This is a genomic window from Rhizobium sp. AN68 (assembly GCF_030758035.1).
GTDB lineage: Bacteria > Pseudomonadota > Alphaproteobacteria > Rhizobiales > Rhizobiaceae > Agrobacterium > Agrobacterium tumefaciens.
On sequence record NZ_JARWMI010000003.1, the window covers coordinates 1,338,843 to 1,354,196 of the forward strand.

The 15,354-nt window shown below is 58.5% G+C and carries 15 protein-coding genes; 4 read left to right on the top strand and 11 right to left on the bottom strand.

Annotated features, from left to right (window positions below; genetic code table 11):
- Positions 1-10 precede the first annotated feature (10 nt).
- Entirely contained in the window at positions 11-436 is a 426-nt protein-coding gene (locus tag RBH71_RS19605; RefSeq protein ID WP_003515224.1) for a response regulator, read from the top strand.
- Between the two features lie 39 nt (positions 437-475).
- On the opposite strand, the gene RBH71_RS19610 is transcribed toward RBH71_RS19605, so the two are convergent.
- Positions 476-637, bottom strand: a complete 162-nt coding sequence (locus RBH71_RS19610; protein ID WP_236735600.1) for a hypothetical protein — start codon at positions 635-637, stop codon at positions 476-478.
- Here RBH71_RS19610 and RBH71_RS19615 point away from each other — a divergent pair.
- From RBH71_RS19615 to RBH71_RS19625, 3 genes are all read left to right on the top strand, one after another.
- Positions 587-2,782, top strand: coding sequence for a GAF domain-containing protein (locus RBH71_RS19615; protein WP_323687552.1), 2,196 nt, complete (start codon positions 587-589; stop codon positions 2,780-2,782). The genes RBH71_RS19610 and RBH71_RS19615 overlap by 51 nt on opposite strands.
- Positions 2,779-3,162, top strand: a complete 384-nt coding sequence (locus tag RBH71_RS19620) for a response regulator (protein WP_003515226.1) — start codon at positions 2,779-2,781, stop codon at positions 3,160-3,162. The genes RBH71_RS19615 and RBH71_RS19620 overlap by 4 nt, the downstream gene beginning before the upstream one ends.
- Before the next feature lie 224 nt (positions 3,163-3,386).
- Positions 3,387-4,547: a glucoamylase family protein gene (locus tag RBH71_RS19625; protein ID WP_003515227.1), complete on the top strand. Its 1,161-nt coding sequence runs from the start codon at positions 3,387-3,389 to the stop codon at positions 4,545-4,547.
- 160 nt (positions 4,548-4,707) lie between these two features.
- Here RBH71_RS19625 and RBH71_RS19630 read toward each other — a convergent pair whose 3' ends face one another.
- From RBH71_RS19630 to RBH71_RS19675, 10 genes are all read right to left on the bottom strand, one after another.
- Positions 4,708-5,103: a c-type cytochrome gene (locus tag RBH71_RS19630; protein WP_003515228.1), complete on the bottom strand. Its 396-nt coding sequence runs from the start codon at positions 5,101-5,103 to the stop codon at positions 4,708-4,710.
- Positions 5,104-5,171: 68 nt separating this feature from the next.
- Complete coding sequence (locus RBH71_RS19635; RefSeq protein WP_003515229.1) at positions 5,172-5,732, bottom strand: gluconate 2-dehydrogenase subunit 3 family protein; 561 nt, start codon at positions 5,730-5,732, stop codon at positions 5,172-5,174.
- Complete coding sequence (locus RBH71_RS19640) at positions 5,732-7,417, bottom strand: GMC oxidoreductase (RefSeq protein WP_003515231.1); 1,686 nt, start codon at positions 7,415-7,417, stop codon at positions 5,732-5,734. Before RBH71_RS19640 ends, RBH71_RS19635 begins: the two co-directional genes overlap by 1 nt.
- A 153-nt stretch (positions 7,418-7,570) precedes the next feature.
- On the bottom strand, positions 7,571-8,425 hold the full coding sequence (locus RBH71_RS19645; RefSeq protein ID WP_003515232.1) for a sugar phosphate isomerase/epimerase family protein: 855 nt from the start codon (positions 8,423-8,425) through the stop codon (positions 7,571-7,573).
- Positions 8,426-8,549: 124 nt separating this feature from the next.
- A complete protein-coding gene (locus RBH71_RS19650) occupies positions 8,550-9,719 on the bottom strand; it encodes a Gfo/Idh/MocA family protein (protein ID WP_003515233.1) in 1,170 nt (389 codons plus the stop codon).
- 11 nt (positions 9,720-9,730) lie between these two features.
- Complete coding sequence (locus tag RBH71_RS19655) at positions 9,731-10,780, bottom strand: sugar phosphate isomerase/epimerase family protein (protein ID WP_003515234.1); 1,050 nt, start codon at positions 10,778-10,780, stop codon at positions 9,731-9,733.
- A gap of 33 nt (positions 10,781-10,813) precedes the next feature.
- A complete protein-coding gene (locus RBH71_RS19660; protein WP_003515235.1) occupies positions 10,814-11,836 on the bottom strand; it encodes a LacI family DNA-binding transcriptional regulator in 1,023 nt (340 codons plus the stop codon).
- 3 nt (positions 11,837-11,839) lie between these two features.
- Positions 11,840-12,808, bottom strand: a complete 969-nt coding sequence (locus RBH71_RS19665) for an ABC transporter permease (RefSeq protein WP_003515236.1) — start codon at positions 12,806-12,808, stop codon at positions 11,840-11,842.
- Position 12,809: 1 nt separating this feature from the next.
- Positions 12,810-13,754: an ABC transporter permease gene (locus RBH71_RS19670; protein WP_003515237.1), complete on the bottom strand. Its 945-nt coding sequence runs from the start codon at positions 13,752-13,754 to the stop codon at positions 12,810-12,812.
- Positions 13,751-15,244: a sugar ABC transporter ATP-binding protein gene (locus RBH71_RS19675; protein WP_003515238.1), complete on the bottom strand. Its 1,494-nt coding sequence runs from the start codon at positions 15,242-15,244 to the stop codon at positions 13,751-13,753. The genes RBH71_RS19670 and RBH71_RS19675 overlap by 4 nt, the downstream gene beginning before the upstream one ends.
- Positions 15,245-15,354 lie beyond the last annotated feature (110 nt).

Below are 15,354 nucleotides of genomic sequence, written 5' to 3' on the forward strand. Positions count from 1 at the left end.
AGGATCTCCTGTGAAAATCTTGATCGTAGAGGACGAAGCTCTGCTGGCGATGGAACTTGAAAGCGAAGTGGAAGATGCCGGACACGAGATTGTGGGGATCGCTGCCGACAGCAAGGAAGCTATCGAGCTTGCCAATAAGGCACTGCCGCAATTCGCATTTGTAGACATTCAATTGCTGGATGGTCCAACGGGCATAGAAGTCGGCCGATATCTTTCCTCGAGCTCCATCCCCTATGTTTTTGTTTCGGGTAACCTGAAGAGAATACCTGAGGACTTTGCAGGCGCACTTGGAGCGATCGAGAAACCCTACACGATGAACGGTTTGCAAAATGCCTTGCAGTTCATTGAAGGCATCGTTATTGGCGCAGAGCGCTCCGCTACCCCTCCTCCCAGCCTTGTTGTTTCGCCCAAACTGCTTGCCGCCTTGTCGGCTTGACCAACGCCGCCCCTGTGCGGATAAGGATTGACCTTGAATTCACCGTCGGAACGCATTGACGCAGTTCGAAACTCTGGGCTGCTTGATGTCCAGAGCCCACCCGAATTCCAGGATATTATCGAGGTCGTCAAAACCGGCCTGAAATGCCCAGTGGCTTTGATCTCCATTCTGGACGAGCACCGGCAGGTTTTCATCGCTCATGTCGGGTTGCCACCCAAATGGGCTGAAGCAGCGGAAACGCCACTCACGCATTCATTCTGTCAGCATGTGGTTCGTGACAGACAGCCTTTGATCATCGGGGATGCGACGGTTCATGATCTCGTTAGAAATAATCTGGCCATAACCGATCTGGGTGTGATCTCCTACATGGGAGTGCCTGTAACCCTCCCTGATGGCATGGTGATCGGCGCGCTCGCAGCAATCGATGGCGAACCACGCACATGGACGGAAAGCGAGCTGCAGTTACTGAACCAGATCGGAAGGGTCGCCTCGAACCAGATTGCGACCTTCCTTTCCGAGCGACGCTGGGGTGCGCTTTTCCAGCAATTGGAGGAAGGCATCGTCGTAGGCTCGGTGATCCGTGACGTCAACGGAACGATTGTCGATTGGCGGTACGAGACGGTCAATCCCGCATGGAGCACTCTTCTTGGATTGCCAGGCGATGATGTGCCTGGTCGAACCATGCGCGAACTCTTTCCAGAATTCGAGAATGAGTGGGTTTCCGATGTGGTGGAGGCCGTCGAGACCCAACAAAGCAAGCGTTTCACCCGCAAGATCGGATCGATGGACCGGTGGTTTGACGGCTATGTTCAAGCCACTGGTGAAGACGCGTTCGTCATCATGTTTGTTGAAGTCACTGACCGTATGCAAGCCCAGGAGGCTTTACGCGACAGCGAAACGAAGCTTCGCCTGATCGTCGAAGGCGCCAAAGACTATATTATCATGACGATCGATGAAGACCAGCGCATTACAAGCTGGTTCGGTGGAGCGCAGGAGACATTTGGCTGGTCGGAAGCCGAGATGCTCGGACGGCCGTTTGAGTCGATTTTTACTGAGGAGGACCGGGCAGCCGGCGTTCCTGCGGCTGAAGTGAGCAGAGCCACGTCCGAAGGGGTTGCACCCGACCGCCGATGGCACCTCGCTGCTGATGGCTCCAGCATCTTTCTGGACGGCACGATCCGGCCGATGGCCAACCATTCGTCGCCCAAGGTCCCGGGATATATCAAGGTCGCACGCAACGCTACCGCTCAAAAACTGTCGGAGGACAGGCAGCTTGCATTCCTGGAACTCGGCGAAAAGATCCGCGAGCTGGATACTGTTGCGGAAGTGGCATTTGCCGCCGCCGAGATTTTGGCAGGGAGTCTGAGAGGCGCGACGCGGGCGGGCTACGGCATCGTTGACCCTATCGCCGAGACGGTGCAGATGCTTCCCGACTGGTGTGCGGAGGGAATGTTCACTGTCGCGGGGCTCCATCATTTCAGGAATTACGGATCCTATATCCAGGATTTGAAGCGCGGCGAGACGGTCATCATACCCGATGTGGCGACAGATCCGAGAACCTCCGCTTCAGCCGAGCTTCTACACTCATTAGGCATCTCCGTCCTCGTGAATGTGCCAATCATCGAAAGAGGTGCATTCGCGGGGGTCATGTTCGTACACTACGACAAGCCGCATGAATTCTCGTCCGAGGAGCGTGATTTTGTGCGTGCGATAGCGGACCGCACGCGTGAGGCGATCTCCAGGATTCGGGCCGAGCAGGAACAGCAGGTTCTCAATCACGAAATCAGCCACCGGCTCAAAAACACGATGGCCATGGTTCAGGCGATTGCGACACAGACGCTTCGCCCTGTTACCGACAGAGCCCCTGTCGAAGCCTTCACGAGCAGATTGCGCGCGCTTTCCAATGCGCATGAGGTTCTCCTGAACCAGGACTGGTCGTCGGCGCGCATGGTGGCAGTGATCGATTCCGTGCTTCGCCAACTTTCTCTTCCCGAGCGATACCGCATATCGGGCACCGACATGGAAATCGGGCCCAGGACTGCACTGTCGCTGGCTCTCCTGATGCACGAGCTTGGCACAAACGCCTTGAAATATGGAGCCTGGTCTTCTGATGCCGGAACCGTCGTTATTTCATGGACGATAGAAGATGCAGGCGGCGAGAACGCGCTTGTTCTGGAATGGAAGGAGCAGGACGGCCCGCCGGTGACCGCTCCATCGGGTAAAGGTTTCGGATCGAAGCTCATCCAGCTTGGTCTGATGGGTACAGGCGGTGTCGAGGTCAATTTTGATCCTGACGGCCTGCGGGTAACGATGCAGGGACTGGTTTCCCATTTGAGACAGTCATGATGACCGTGACCTCGAATGCTGCCGATGTGGCAACCATACTCGTCGTCGAGGATGAGCCGCTGCTACGCCTTGCCGCCGTGGATCTGGTTGAAACCGCAGGATACACAGCAATTGCTGCGGCAGATGCTACGGAGGCGGTCAATATCCTTGAGGCACGCGCAGACATACGAATTGTCTTCACTGATATCGATATGCCACGCGGCGTCGACGGCCTGCAACTGGCAGCCATTGTTCGTGACAGGTGGCCCCCTATCAAAGTTATCCTGGTTTCCGGCCATCTCGCAGATCCCGGTCATATGATCGCGGCAGATACGGCTTTCTTTACGAAACCCTACTGCGAAGAGCAGATCGTTGAGACGATAAGACAGATGCTGCGGTAGCCGAGAATTTTTGAGGCTACCGGGATTCACCGCTCCGCTTGAAATTTGGAGATGGTGACAGAGTCGGATAAGGCTTGGCAGTCGATCTGCAGACTGATTGCCGCTGGTCCCTGAGGTTGGAATTGACGGATAAATTACCTGCTGAACTTCATGGTTTGCATCGCAACACCTTTGAATATTTCTGGTCCGGGAGCCACCCGGAGAGTGGCCTACCGCGGGATCGTATGCGATCCGATGGTCTCTCGATCCATGAAATCGCGTCGGTCTCCGGTATCGGGTTTGGTTTTCTTTCGCTCATCGTTGGTGTCCGCCGTTCTTGGATAACCGAACAGGAAGCCATCGCGCGGGCGAGCCGGATGTTGAGATCGCTGGCAAGTGTGAAGCGTTTTCATGGCGCCTTCCCTCACTTCATCGATGCGTCCAGTGGAAGAACGATACCCTTCGCGAAATTCGACGACGGCGGAGATCTCGTTGAAACCGCTCTTCTGGTTCAGGCGCTGATCTGCGTCAGACAGTTTTTTGGCGCGCAGACATCCTCCGAAATCGATTTACGCCGGTCCATAAATGAAATCGTCGAGACGGTGGAGTGGGGCTGGTTTACCAGGGGAAAGCCCGGGCCGCTGTTCTGGCATTGGAGCCGTCGGTATGCCTGGGCGAAAAACTTGCCGATTGTGGGCTGGAACGAGGCCCTCGTCTGTTATGTGCTCGCGGCGGGTTCAACGACGCATGCAATCAGCGCCGAGTCTTATCATTCCGGATGGGCAAGCGATGGCGAAATCCGGAACGGATCGATGTATCTCGGTGTTCGGCTGCCGCTTGGCCAGCCGTATGGAGGACCGCTTTTCCTGTCGCACTATTCCTTCTGCACACTCGATCCGCGCGGTCTCGGCGATGTTTATTGTCACGACTATCTGGAGCAGGTTCACGCGCATTGCATGATCAATTACCGCTACTGCCGCACGCGCTACCCAAGTGAGGCCGGGTGGGGTCTGTCTGCGTGTGATGGGCCAAAGGGCTATGTCGTAAACTCTCCGACCGACGATGACGGCATCATTGCGACAACGGCAGCCCTCTCTAGCATGCCCTTCTTTTCTCATCGCTCACGCGAGGCGGCGTTGCGTTTTCTGCAATGGAACAATGGTGCACTCATCGGCCGCTTTGGCCTCATGGATTCATTCCAGCCCTCAACCGGCTGGGTGTCCGGAACGCATCTTGCGATCAATCAAGGGCCTGTTGTTGCGATGATGGAAAACTATCGCAGCGGCCTGATCTGGGATTTATTCATGAACGCGCCGGAGGTGAAAAACGGCTTGGCCAAACTGGGCTTCCATCAGGACAAGTCGTTCGAAAAGTCGAGCCTGCAGGAAGGACGGACCGACCCCTGAGAACCGGTGTTTGAGTAGCGCAAATGCATCCTTGAAGACAACGCCGGAAGGCCTTGGCAATTCCTTGGCAAGGCCTTCGGCGCGCAGGATATGCTGGGGTAAAGTCGTGGTCATCGTCTCAAAACTGCGGGAGTTTTGATGTTCGATAAACGGCGTGCTGTCATTCGGCTGGTTTCGAAGACGCGCTTTCGATGTAGGCGATAAGATTATCCAGTTCTTCCGGTTTGCTGATGCCCGCCAAGGCCATCTTGTTTCCGGGGATTTTCTTCTTGGGAGCGCTGAGAAAGTCTCGCAGTTCCTCCGGTGTCCACACCAGCCCTTCCCCGCCTGCTTTTTTCATCGCATTCGAGTAATTATAGTCCGGATCGCCACCCGCAGTGCGGCCGATGATCCCGTTAAGCTGCGGGCCGACCTTGTTTTTCGCGCCCTCGCCGATGGCGTGACAGGCGGAACAGCGCTTGAAGGCCGCCTCCCCCTTGGCAACATCGCCCTCTGAAAAAGCGGGAATGGCGCTTGCTGCCAGCATTGCCGCCGTGATGATCATTCTCTTGCGCATCGTGTCATCCTTGTTCTGCCGTATGAACGCGCCCGCCTGCGAATGCAGGCGGGCGGCTTGTTCTCAATTCAGGTCGTGCCCCAGGCGGGCGTACCCTTCTTGTAGGGAACGCAGGTCTCAAAGCCGCCGGGGATTTCGTCGTAAACGAGAACCTCGGTGGCGCCGATCTTCGAGGTGAAAAAACCGAGCAGCGTCAGCTGCTTGACGAGTGTGAAGGGATGCGGTGCGGTCGGTGTCTGTTCCGCCCGAGCCTGTTTGTCCAGTGCAGAAATCAGCGTCTGCCGCTCCTGCGACGTCAGCTCCAGAAACGCCTTCTTGTATTCCGTTCGGCTGCGGTTTTCGATGTCAGCCATCGCGGAGAGGAAGAGTTTCCGCTGTTCGCCCGTGTAACAATCGGCCGCATAGACTGCCATGAATGCGCCAACGGCAGCGTCCTTCGCACCCGGGGTGGATGTGCGAGGGATGATCGTTTCAGCCACCTCGTCCAGAAGCCGGATTTCCTCCGGGCTGAACACGTGGACGTCGCCGGAGGGCTTGGCGGCGTTTTCCGCCGCATTGACCACGTCAGCGCCGATCAGCGGAAGACCGGAGGCAATGGCTATCAGTTTCAGCAGTTCACGTCTGTTCATCACAGGTTCCCCTTCTTGCGTTCGGAAACGGCAAATTCCGCGGCACGCGCCGTCAGCGCCATGTAGGTGAGCGACGGGTTGACGCAGGAGGCCGAAGTCATGCAGGCACCGTCAGTGACAAAGACGTTCGGCGCATCCCAGACCTGGTTGTTGCCATTAAGCACGGAAGTTTTGGGGTCGCGTCCCATGCGGGCCGTACCCATTTCATGGATGCCCATGCCCGGCGCATAGCTGCCCCTCGACGGTTTGACGTTCTTGATGCCGACCGCTTCGAACATCTCGACTGCGTCATTGACCATGTCTTCGCGCATATCGAGTTCGTTCTGCTTCATCTCGACATTCATCGACAGGACCGGCAGGCCCCATTTGTCCTTCTTGTCGTGGTCCAGCTTCACGCGGTTCTCGTGATAAGGCAGCATTTCACCGAAGGCGGTCATGCCGATAGTCCAGGCGCCCGGCTGGGTCAGCGCTTCCTTGTAGTCGGCTCCGATGTTGAGTTCGGCGATTTCCCGCTCCCAGCGCGAACGGCTGGCGGATCCCTGATAACCGAAACCGCGCAGATAGTTCCGCTTGTCGTCGCCGGTGTTGCGGAAACGGGGAATATAAAATCCCGCCGGGCGGCGGCCCTTGAAATAAAACTCTTCGAAACCTTCCACCTCGCCGGTGGCGCCCATGCGGAAATGGTGGTCCATCACATTGTGGCCGAGTTCGCCCGAGCTGCTGCCGAGCCCTCCCTCCCACACGTCTGTGGCCGAGTTCATCAGAACCCAGGTAGAGTTGAGCGTCGAAGCGTTGAGGAAGATCACATCGGCGGTGTATTCATAGGTCAGGTTCGTTTCGGCATCGATGATCTCGACACCGCGAGCCTTCTTCTTGTCCTTGTCGTAAAGGATTTCCTTGACGATGGAGAAAGGCCTGAGCGTAAGATTTCCGGTGGCGACTGCCGCCGGCAGGGTCGATGACTGCGTGCTGAAATAGCCCCCGAAAGGACAGCCCAACCGGCACTTGTTGCGGAACTGGCAGCGCGTGCGCTCCTGATCGGGAAGTTCCTGGGTGATGTTGGCGCAGCGCGAATTGATGAGGTGGCGCGTGCCTTTAAAGGCGGTTTTCAACCGGCGTGCCACATCCTCTTCAACGCAATTCAGCGGAATAGGCGGCAGGAATTCACCATCAGGAAGAATGTCCAGCCCCTCGCGGCTGCCGGAAATGCCGGCGAAACGCTCGACATAATCATACCAGGGAGCAATGTCCTGATAACGGATCGGCCAGTCAACGGCGATCCCTTCTTTGGCATTGGCCTCGAAATCGGTCTGCGACCAGCGGTAGGTCTGGCGTCCCCACAGCAGCGAACGGCCGCCGACGTGATAACCACGGAACCAGTCGAAACGCTTTTCTTCGACATAGGGCGTTTCCTGCTCGTCGGCCCACATGCCGAGCGTCGCCTCTTCCAGCAGATAGTCGCGGCTGAGAACCGGATACTTCGCCTTCATCTCCTGCGTGGCGCGGTTGCGATGGGGATAGTCCCAGGCTTCCTTGTCGGCATTCTGATAATCGGTAATGTGCTCGATGTTTCTGCCGCGCTCCAGCAGCAGAACCTTCAGGCCTTTTTCCGTGAGTTCCTTTGCAGCCCAGCCTCCACTTATGCCTGAACCGACAACAATCGCATCATAATGATTGTCCGCCATGATAACTCCTCCGATTGGTACTTGGGTAAAAAGTCGACGAGACAATGCGCTCCCCGTCGCAACGCGGCGGAAACCTCATCATGCGTCTGTCGAACCTTATGCACCCCGGCGAAACCGGCCGCCGGGGTGCGGTTCTGGTTTTACTGGCAGTGTTTACTGAATGGTCGGCAGGCGCTCGCTCAGGAACGCGTTGCCCTTGGTCACGACCGCCTCGGCATCGAGCGGAAGGTCGTGTTCAAGAATGAACCACTGTGCGCCGGCATGTTTGGCCGCGGGCAGGATCGTCTTCCAGTCGAGAACGCCGGTACCAATCGTTGCAAAGCCGCGCTCGTTTTCGGCCGTGCCGGCCGGTGCATTGTCCTTGGCGTGGATTGCAAAAACCCGACCGTTCAGAGTGCCGAGGAACTCAGCCGGATCATTGCCGCTGCGCGCCACCCAGGCGACGTCGAGTTCGCTCTGCAGTTTCGGACCTGCGGCGTCGAGCAGCAGTTCAAGCGCCGTCTTGCCGTCGAACTTGACCATTTCAAAATCATGGTTGTGATAGGCCATGGAGAGGCCAGCCGCGGAAAGCTTGTCGGCATATCCGCCAAGTTCCTTGCCGAAGGCTGTCCAGCCTGCGGCGTCCTTAGGGCGGTCTTCGGGCTTGAGGAACGGCACGGTCACGACCGGATTGCCGACAGCCTTCTGCTCGGTGATGACCTCGTCGAGGTTGCCGCGAAGCTTGTCGATCGGCACATGCGAGGAAATGACTTTGATCTTGTGCTTTTCCAGAAGCGCGTTCAGCTCGCTGGCACTGACCTTCTGCATATCCACCGTTTCCACGGCGGAAACGCCCGCGCGGTTGAGGATGGCAAGCTGCTCTTCAAGCGTTCCGGCGTTGCGCAGTGTGTACATCTGCGCGGCAATCGGCAGCGTCTTGCTGTCATCGGCAAAAACCGGATTTGCGATACCGGCCGCCAGTCCGACGACGAATGCCATCTTTGCGAATTTTGACTTGAACGTTTTCAAACGCGTAACTCCCTTTCCGTTTGATCAATATGACGACACGCCTGCCCGTGCTCTTCCGAACAATTAGGTAATGCTGAGCACAACCTCCGATGCCCTGCGTCGTCAGTCCCCGATATCCAGTGATCTATATGTCGATCTCTACCCAGGACGAGGTCAGGCTGGACCGCACGGCCGCATCGATGAACGCGAGACCCGCAAGGCCGTCCTCTATGCCGGGATAAATCACATCCCCGGCGGCTGCTTTTCCCTCCCTTTTTGCGATGATTGCGTCTGCGGCTTCACGGTAGATCGTCGCAAAACCCTCGAGATATCCCTCCGGATGCCCTGATGGCACACGGCTGACGCGGTTGGCGGCAGCGCCTGCGCCCGCGCCATTGCGCGTAATCAGCCGCTTGGGCTCGCCGTAAGGTGTGAACCACAGCTCGTCCGGCACGCGGTGGTGCCATTCAAGGCCGCCCTTATCGCCATAGACCCTGAGCGACAGGGCGTTTTCATTGCCGACAGCGATCTGGCTTGCCCAGAGCATGCCCTTCGCGCCGCTTTCGTAACGCAGCAGAATATTGGCGCTGTCATCCAGCTGCCTGCCCGGAACGAAGGAAGTGAGATCTGCGTAGAGGCTCGCGGGAATTTCACCGGTCACGAAGGCGGCGGCGTTGAAAGCGTGGGTGCCGATGTCGCCGATTGCCCCGCCCGCGCCAGAGCGGCTCGGATCGGTGCGCCATTCCGCTCCCTTTGCGCCGGTCTTTTCGACCGCTTCGGTCAGCCAGTCCTGCGCATATTCGGCCTGGACATGGCGCAGCTTGCCGATGGCACCGTTGGCCACCATCTCCCGCATCTGCCGCAACATGGCATAGCCGGTGTAATTATGCGTGAGGATGAACAGCCTGTCGGATGCCCTCACGATATTCGCCAGCTCCTTGGCCTCCTCCAGCGTCGCGGTGACGGGCTTGTCGCAGATGACATGGATGCCAGATTCGAGAAAGACCTTGGACGGGGCGAAATGCAGGTGATTGGGAGTGACGATGGCGACCGCCTCGAGACCGTCTTCACGACCGGCCTCGGCCGACGCCATCTCCTCAAACGAAGCGTAGGACCGCTCGGGCGCTATGCCTAGCAGGGTTGCCGAAGCGCTGGCGCGTGCCGGGTCGGAGGAAAGCGCACCGGCGACCAATTCGTAACGGTCGTCGAGCCGCGCGGCGATACGATGCACCGCGCCGATAAAGGCACCCTGACCGCCACCCACCATGCCGAGACGAATGCGGCGGCTATTAAATCTTGCTGTTGTGGAGGACATGTCTATCCCTTTCAAAGCCCGAGAAGGCGACGGTTGGCGGCATCATCGACGCCGCTTTTAGCGAAATCGTCGAAAGCCCGCTCAGTCACGCGGATGATGTGATTTTCAATGAAGCCGGCACCTTCACGCGCCCCGTCCTCCGGGTGTTTCAGCGCGCATTCCCACTCCAGCACGGCCCATCCTTCGAAGTCGTATTGGGTGAGCTTGGAAAACACCGCGCCGAAATCGACATGCCCGTCGCCGAGTGAGCGAAAGCGCCCCGGCCGGTCGACCCAGCCTTGATAACCGCCATAGACGCCGGACCGGCCGGTCGGATTGAACTCGGCGTCTTTGACGTGAAAGGCCCGTATGCGCTCGTGATAGATATCGATGAAATCAAGATAATCCATCGCCTGAAGCACGAAGTGCGAGGGATCATAAAGGATGTTGGCGCGGGAATGATTGCCGGTCGCCTCCAGAAAACGCTCGAAGGTAATGCCGTCATGCAGGTCTTCGCCGGGATGCAGCTCGTAGCAGAGATCGACGCCATTCTCCTCGAATGTATCGAGAATGGGCGTCCAGCGCTTGCCGAGTTCAGCAAAGGCCATTTCGACAAGACCTGCGGGGCGCTGCGGCCACGGATAAACGAAAGGCCACGCCAGCGCGCCGGAAAAACTCGCATGGCTCTTGAGGCCCAGATGCTGCGAGGCTTTCGCCGCGCACTTCAGCTGGTTGACCGCCCATTCCTGACGCGCCTGCGGTTTGCCGCGCATTTCGGCGGGCGCAAAACCGTCGAACATCTTGTCATAGGCAGGATGAACAGCGACGAGCTGGCCCTGAATATGGGTTGAAAGCTCGGTGATCTCGACGCCTGTCTCGGCCAGACGTCCCTTGATATCATCGCAATAAGCCTTGGAAGCGGCAGCTTTCTCAAGATCGAAGAGCTTGGGATCGGTCGGCACCTGAATGCCCTTGTACCCAAGGGAAGCCGCCCATTGGCCGAGATTGTCGAGCGTGTCGAAGGGTGCCTTGTCCCCGACAAATTGCGCGAGGAAAATTGCCGGGCCTTTGATCGTCTTCATGTCCTTACACTCCTTGCATTCACAGTCTGGCCGCTACCGGTGCGGCGAACGGCAGGGCGCGACCGAGCCGCGCACCACCAGTTCCGTATCCAGCACGATGGTTTCGGCCGTGCGTTTGCCATTAAGCCGGTCGACCATCAGCGCCATGGCTTTGCGGCCCATTTCCTGCCGGGGCTGGCGCACTGTCGTTAGCGGTGGTTCGAAGGCATTGGCGAAAATTATATCGTCGAAGCCAATGACCGAGACATCGGTCGGCACGGACAGCCCGCGCCCGCGCAGCTCGCTGATCGCGCCAATCGCCATCTGGTCGCTCGAGGCGAAGATGGCGGTGAAGGAAATGCCGTTTTCGAGAAGTCCGGCAATCGCCTGTCTACCGGCTTCGATGCTGTAATCGCCTGTCACGACGAGTTCATCCGCGTAACCGATACCCGCTTCCTCAAGCGCGTCGCGGTAGCCCTCGAAACGCTCCTGTGCCAGACTTTCCGGAAAAGGTCCGGCGAGATGTGCGATCTTCGTGTGCCCTGCTTCGATCAGATGATGCACGGCATTTTTGGACGCGGCGCGGTTATCGACCTTGACGGTGGGCAGCGCGATGCCTGGCACGGTTTCCGAAGCGATGACGATCGGCGGCAGCGCGTCACCCTGACCGAGAAGCTCTGAAGGAAACTGGCCGGTCATCAGGATGAGGCCGTCAGCATGTTTCTGCCTGACCATGTCGATATGTGTCGCCACGCGGTTTTCGTCGTTACGGGCGTCGCCCATGAGCACCTTGAAGCCCGCCTCCCCCGCCGCTTCCTCCACGCCCTTGTAGATCTCGAGATAAAACGGGTTGCCGATATCGCGAACGAGAAGAATGACGGTATTGTTGGATTGACGCCTGAAGCTTGCGGCCTGGGCGTTGGGAACAAAGTTCGCCTGCCTGACGGCATCGAAAACCTTCTTCCTCGTTTCCGGGCGGACTTTGTCGGGTTGTTGCAGCGCCCGTGACACGGTCGCGATCGAAACGCCCGCGAGAGCTGCAACTTCCCTGATATTCGAACCTTGGTCTTTGCTCATCTGTCACACACGCAACTGCTTTTGGCGGCCATAAAGCAGCATCAGCGCAAGTAACGTGACACCGAATATGATCTGCCGGGCCCATACATCGAGGTTGAGCGTTATCAGTACGCTTTGCAGAATGGTGAGCGCAACTGCCCCGGCCATGGTTCCGATATATCCGCCCGCACCACCGGCAAGCGAAGTGCCGCCGATGACAACAGCGATGATCGATGGAAGGACATATTGGTCGCCGACAGAAATGAAGGAGGTGCCGGTATAACCGATCACGCAGACCCCGGTCAGACCGGCAAACAGGCCGGACAGGCCGTAAAGCAGCGTGCGGATCAAAGACACGGGCAATCCGACCAACGTCGCCGCCCGCTCGTTGGAGCCGATGGCGTAAATGGAGAAGCCGAAGGCCGTGCGGCGCAGCACGAACAGCATGATCGCGGCAATGCCAAGCCAGACGAAGAGGACGCCGGGAATACCGAAAACGAGAGGCCGGTTGATGAAACCCGCCAGGAGGGGCGCCGCCGCACCTGATGGAACGCCCTGCGAATAGACCACAAGCCCGCCCTGGATCACCGCTGTCATGCCGAGTGTCATGACCAGCGGCGGAATGCGCACGAAGGTGATGCCGAGGCCATTGATGAGGCCGATCAGGAAGGGAATGCCACCTGCGACCAGTATGGCGAGCGGTATTCCGACATTCTGTCCGTTCATCATGTTACCGGCAAGGACCGCGCCGAGCGAGATCATCGCGCCGACGGACAGATCGATGCCTTCGCGTCCGCCGAGGATCACAAGATTTTGGCCCGCCGCGACGATGCCGAGAATGGCGGCGATCGTCAGCAGCCGCACGATCTGCGACCCCTGTGCGAAGCCGGGCGACAACAGTTCGCCGACCAGCAGCAGGAAGACTGACGCGCCAATCGCAATGGTCAGCGGATCGGTGATGATGGATTTGATTTTCAAACCGGAATTTGTCATCTCAACGCCTCGTCACCAGAACGCCACCGGCAAGTGCCGTCAGCACGATCAACCCCTGCACCAATGTCTGGTACTCGAAGGGCAAGCCCGCAAAGAAAATCACATTGCCGATCATGCCCAGCACCAGCGCGCCGGCGATCGATCCTGTCGAGCTGCCGAACCCGCCGGAAAGTGCTGTGCCGCCAAGAACGACCGCCGAAATGGAGGAGAGCGCCAGGCTTGCACCGAGCAAGGGGTCGCCGGAGGCGGTCTCGCCCGTCAGGCACAGCGCTGCGAGCGCCGAAAACAGACCGGAAATCATGTAGGCGCCAATGCGAATGCCGGAGAGGCGCAGGCCCGTCTGGAAAGCGCCCGTGCGATTGCCGCCCACGGCCAACAAATGCACGTGAAACGGAATGCGCGACACAACGAGCGTAAAGGCAATACCAGCCAACAGCATCCACAGCACGAAAGGCAAACCGATGAAACTACCGGAATAGGTCTGCCAATAGGCTTCCGGCACGGGAAGACCGGCCTGCGGCAGAACCCAGATCGCCAGACCGGCAAAGATGATGCCCGTCGCGAATGTGGTGACGATGGGCTGGAAACGCAGGCCGGATATGAACAGGCCGTTGACCAGCCCACAGATCAGTCCAACCGCAACTCCCGCTCCCATACCTGCGAAGACGGCACCTGCCGTTCCGCCAAGTGCAGCGATGACGCTGACGGTAACGACATTGGCGAGCGCTACGATGCTTCCGACCGACAGATCTATATCCCCCGCCAGAATGACATAGGTCTGACCGATGGCGACCAGGATAAGGGGAAGAAATGTCGTCAGGTTCGACTGCAATACGGCCGGCTGCACGAAAGACGGCTGCAGAAACGTGTTGACGCCGATGAGAACGGCCAAAACCACAAGAGTTATGATCCAGGGTTGCTTACGCATAAAACCGAGGGAATTCATGCGGCGTCTCCATAGGCGGCGCGGGTCATGTTGACGGATGTCATGTCGGCTCCGGTCAGCTCCGCAGAAATGCGTCCGCCGTTGAAGACGAGAATGCGGTCGGCATATTCGAGGATTTCCGCATCTTCCGAGGAATAGAGAAGAATGGTCGCGCCCGCGTCAGCCTGCTGGCGCATAAGCGCGAAGAGATCGGCCTTGGCGCCAAGATCGATACCCTTGGTCGGATCATCGAGCAGCAGCAGTTTCGGTGCGGTGGCAAGCCAGCGGGAAATGAAGATTTTCTGCTGGTTGCCGCCTGAGAGCGTGCCTATCGGCATATCCATGCCAGCAAACTTCGTCTTCATGTCGTCCGCGACCTTCTGCACACGCGGCTTCAGCGTCGCGGGCCGGACCAGTCTCATCTTTTCGCGCACCATCAGAGCTGCAACAAGATTTTCGAAGATCGACCGGCCCTGAAGCGAGGCATCACGTCCGCGGTCGCCCGACACATAGGCAAAACCGTTATGAACCGCCTGCGAAGGCTTGCCGATGGCGACATCACGGCCCTCGAACTGGATTTGCCCGGCGGCAAAGGGGCTTGCGCCGAACAGGCCCTTCAGCAAGGCCGACTGGCCCTGCCCCTGCAATCCCGCCAAACCGACGATTTCACCCGGATAGGCTTCAAGACTGACACCGCGAACACCCTCGCCCGCAACGTCCGTCACCTTCAGGCTGGGCGCTGAACCTGCGCGTCCCTGCTGGCGGGCAGGCGCGGCGCGGACATCGCCGACCATGTCATGCACCACGGCCTCGCGGGTGGTAGCGGCGGTGTCGAGTTCCGAAATGGTCGCACCGTTACGCATGACGGTGATGCGGTCGCAGACAGCAAAAACCTCATCGAGCCGGTGGGAAATCATGATGGTGGAGATACCGTCCGCCTTCTTGGCTCTGAGTATCTCAAAAAAACGCTCAGACTGGCGGCCATCGAGGGCCGCTGTCGCCTCATCCATGATCATGAGTCTGGCATTCTGGGCGAAAACTTTCAGGATTTCGACGAGCTGGCGCTGATCGGGCGGCAGATTGCCGACGATCGCATCCGGCTCCAGACCGGTGCCGGCAACACCGTCAAACAGCGCGATCAGCCTGCGCGCCTCGGCTTTCAGGGCCTTGCTGTCGACAAAAACGCCGCGCTTCGGTTCGCGACCGAGAAAAATATTGTCAGCGACGGAAAGCTGCGGAATGAGGCTTAGCTCCTGATAAAACAGCGCAATGCCGGCATTTTCGGCGTCACGCGGGCTTTTGAAGCGCACGTTTTCGCCGTTGAACCGGATGGTGCCGCTGGTCGGCGCGACCGCACCTGCAACGATCTTGCAGAGCGTGCTCTTGCCGCAACCATTCGCACCGAGCAACGCGTGAATTTCACCGCGACCAACGGTCAGCCTGCCGTCGGAAAGCGCACGCACGGCGCCAAAATTCTTCTGTATGCCGGCCGCTTCCAGAGCGTTCGCCATCGCATGTCCCCGAATTTTACTTGTCATTGTGCTTCGTCACTGGCGGACGCGCGCAATACGCGGTCCACATTCGAATTTCAGGTTTCGGGCTGGCGTTTGCGGCCAGCCCG

Bases quoted from the DNA above. Each gene is read 5' to 3' on its own strand.
- RBH71_RS19610 (WP_236735600.1), bottom strand. From the start codon at position 637: ATGAGCGATGAAAACCTGCCGGTGCTCGTCCAGAATGGAGATCAAAGC.
- RBH71_RS19620 (WP_003515226.1), top strand. From the start codon at position 2,779: ATGATGACCGTGACCTCGAATGCTGCCGATGTGGCAACCATACTCGTC.
- RBH71_RS19625 (WP_003515227.1), top strand. From the start codon at position 3,387: ATGCGATCCGATGGTCTCTCGATCCATGAAATCGCGTCGGTCTCCGGT.
- RBH71_RS19630 (WP_003515228.1), bottom strand. From the start codon at position 5,103: ATGCGCAAGAGAATGATCATCACGGCGGCAATGCTGGCAGCAAGCGCC.
- RBH71_RS19635 (WP_003515229.1), bottom strand. From the start codon at position 5,732: ATGAACAGACGTGAACTGCTGAAACTGATAGCCATTGCCTCCGGTCTT.
- RBH71_RS19640 (WP_003515231.1), bottom strand. From the start codon at position 7,417: ATGGCGGACAATCATTATGATGCGATTGTTGTCGGTTCAGGCATAAGT.
- RBH71_RS19650 (WP_003515233.1), bottom strand. From the start codon at position 9,719: ATGTCCTCCACAACAGCAAGATTTAATAGCCGCCGCATTCGTCTCGGC.
- RBH71_RS19655 (WP_003515234.1), bottom strand. From the start codon at position 10,780: ATGAAGACGATCAAAGGCCCGGCAATTTTCCTCGCGCAATTTGTCGGG.
- RBH71_RS19660 (WP_003515235.1), bottom strand. From the start codon at position 11,836: ATGAGCAAAGACCAAGGTTCGAATATCAGGGAAGTTGCAGCTCTCGCG.
- RBH71_RS19665 (WP_003515236.1), bottom strand. From the start codon at position 12,808: ATGACAAATTCCGGTTTGAAAATCAAATCCATCATCACCGATCCGCTG.
- RBH71_RS19670 (WP_003515237.1), bottom strand. From the start codon at position 13,754: ATGAATTCCCTCGGTTTTATGCGTAAGCAACCCTGGATCATAACTCTT.
- RBH71_RS19675 (WP_003515238.1), bottom strand. From the start codon at position 15,244: ATGGCGAACGCTCTGGAAGCGGCCGGCATACAGAAGAATTTTGGCGCC.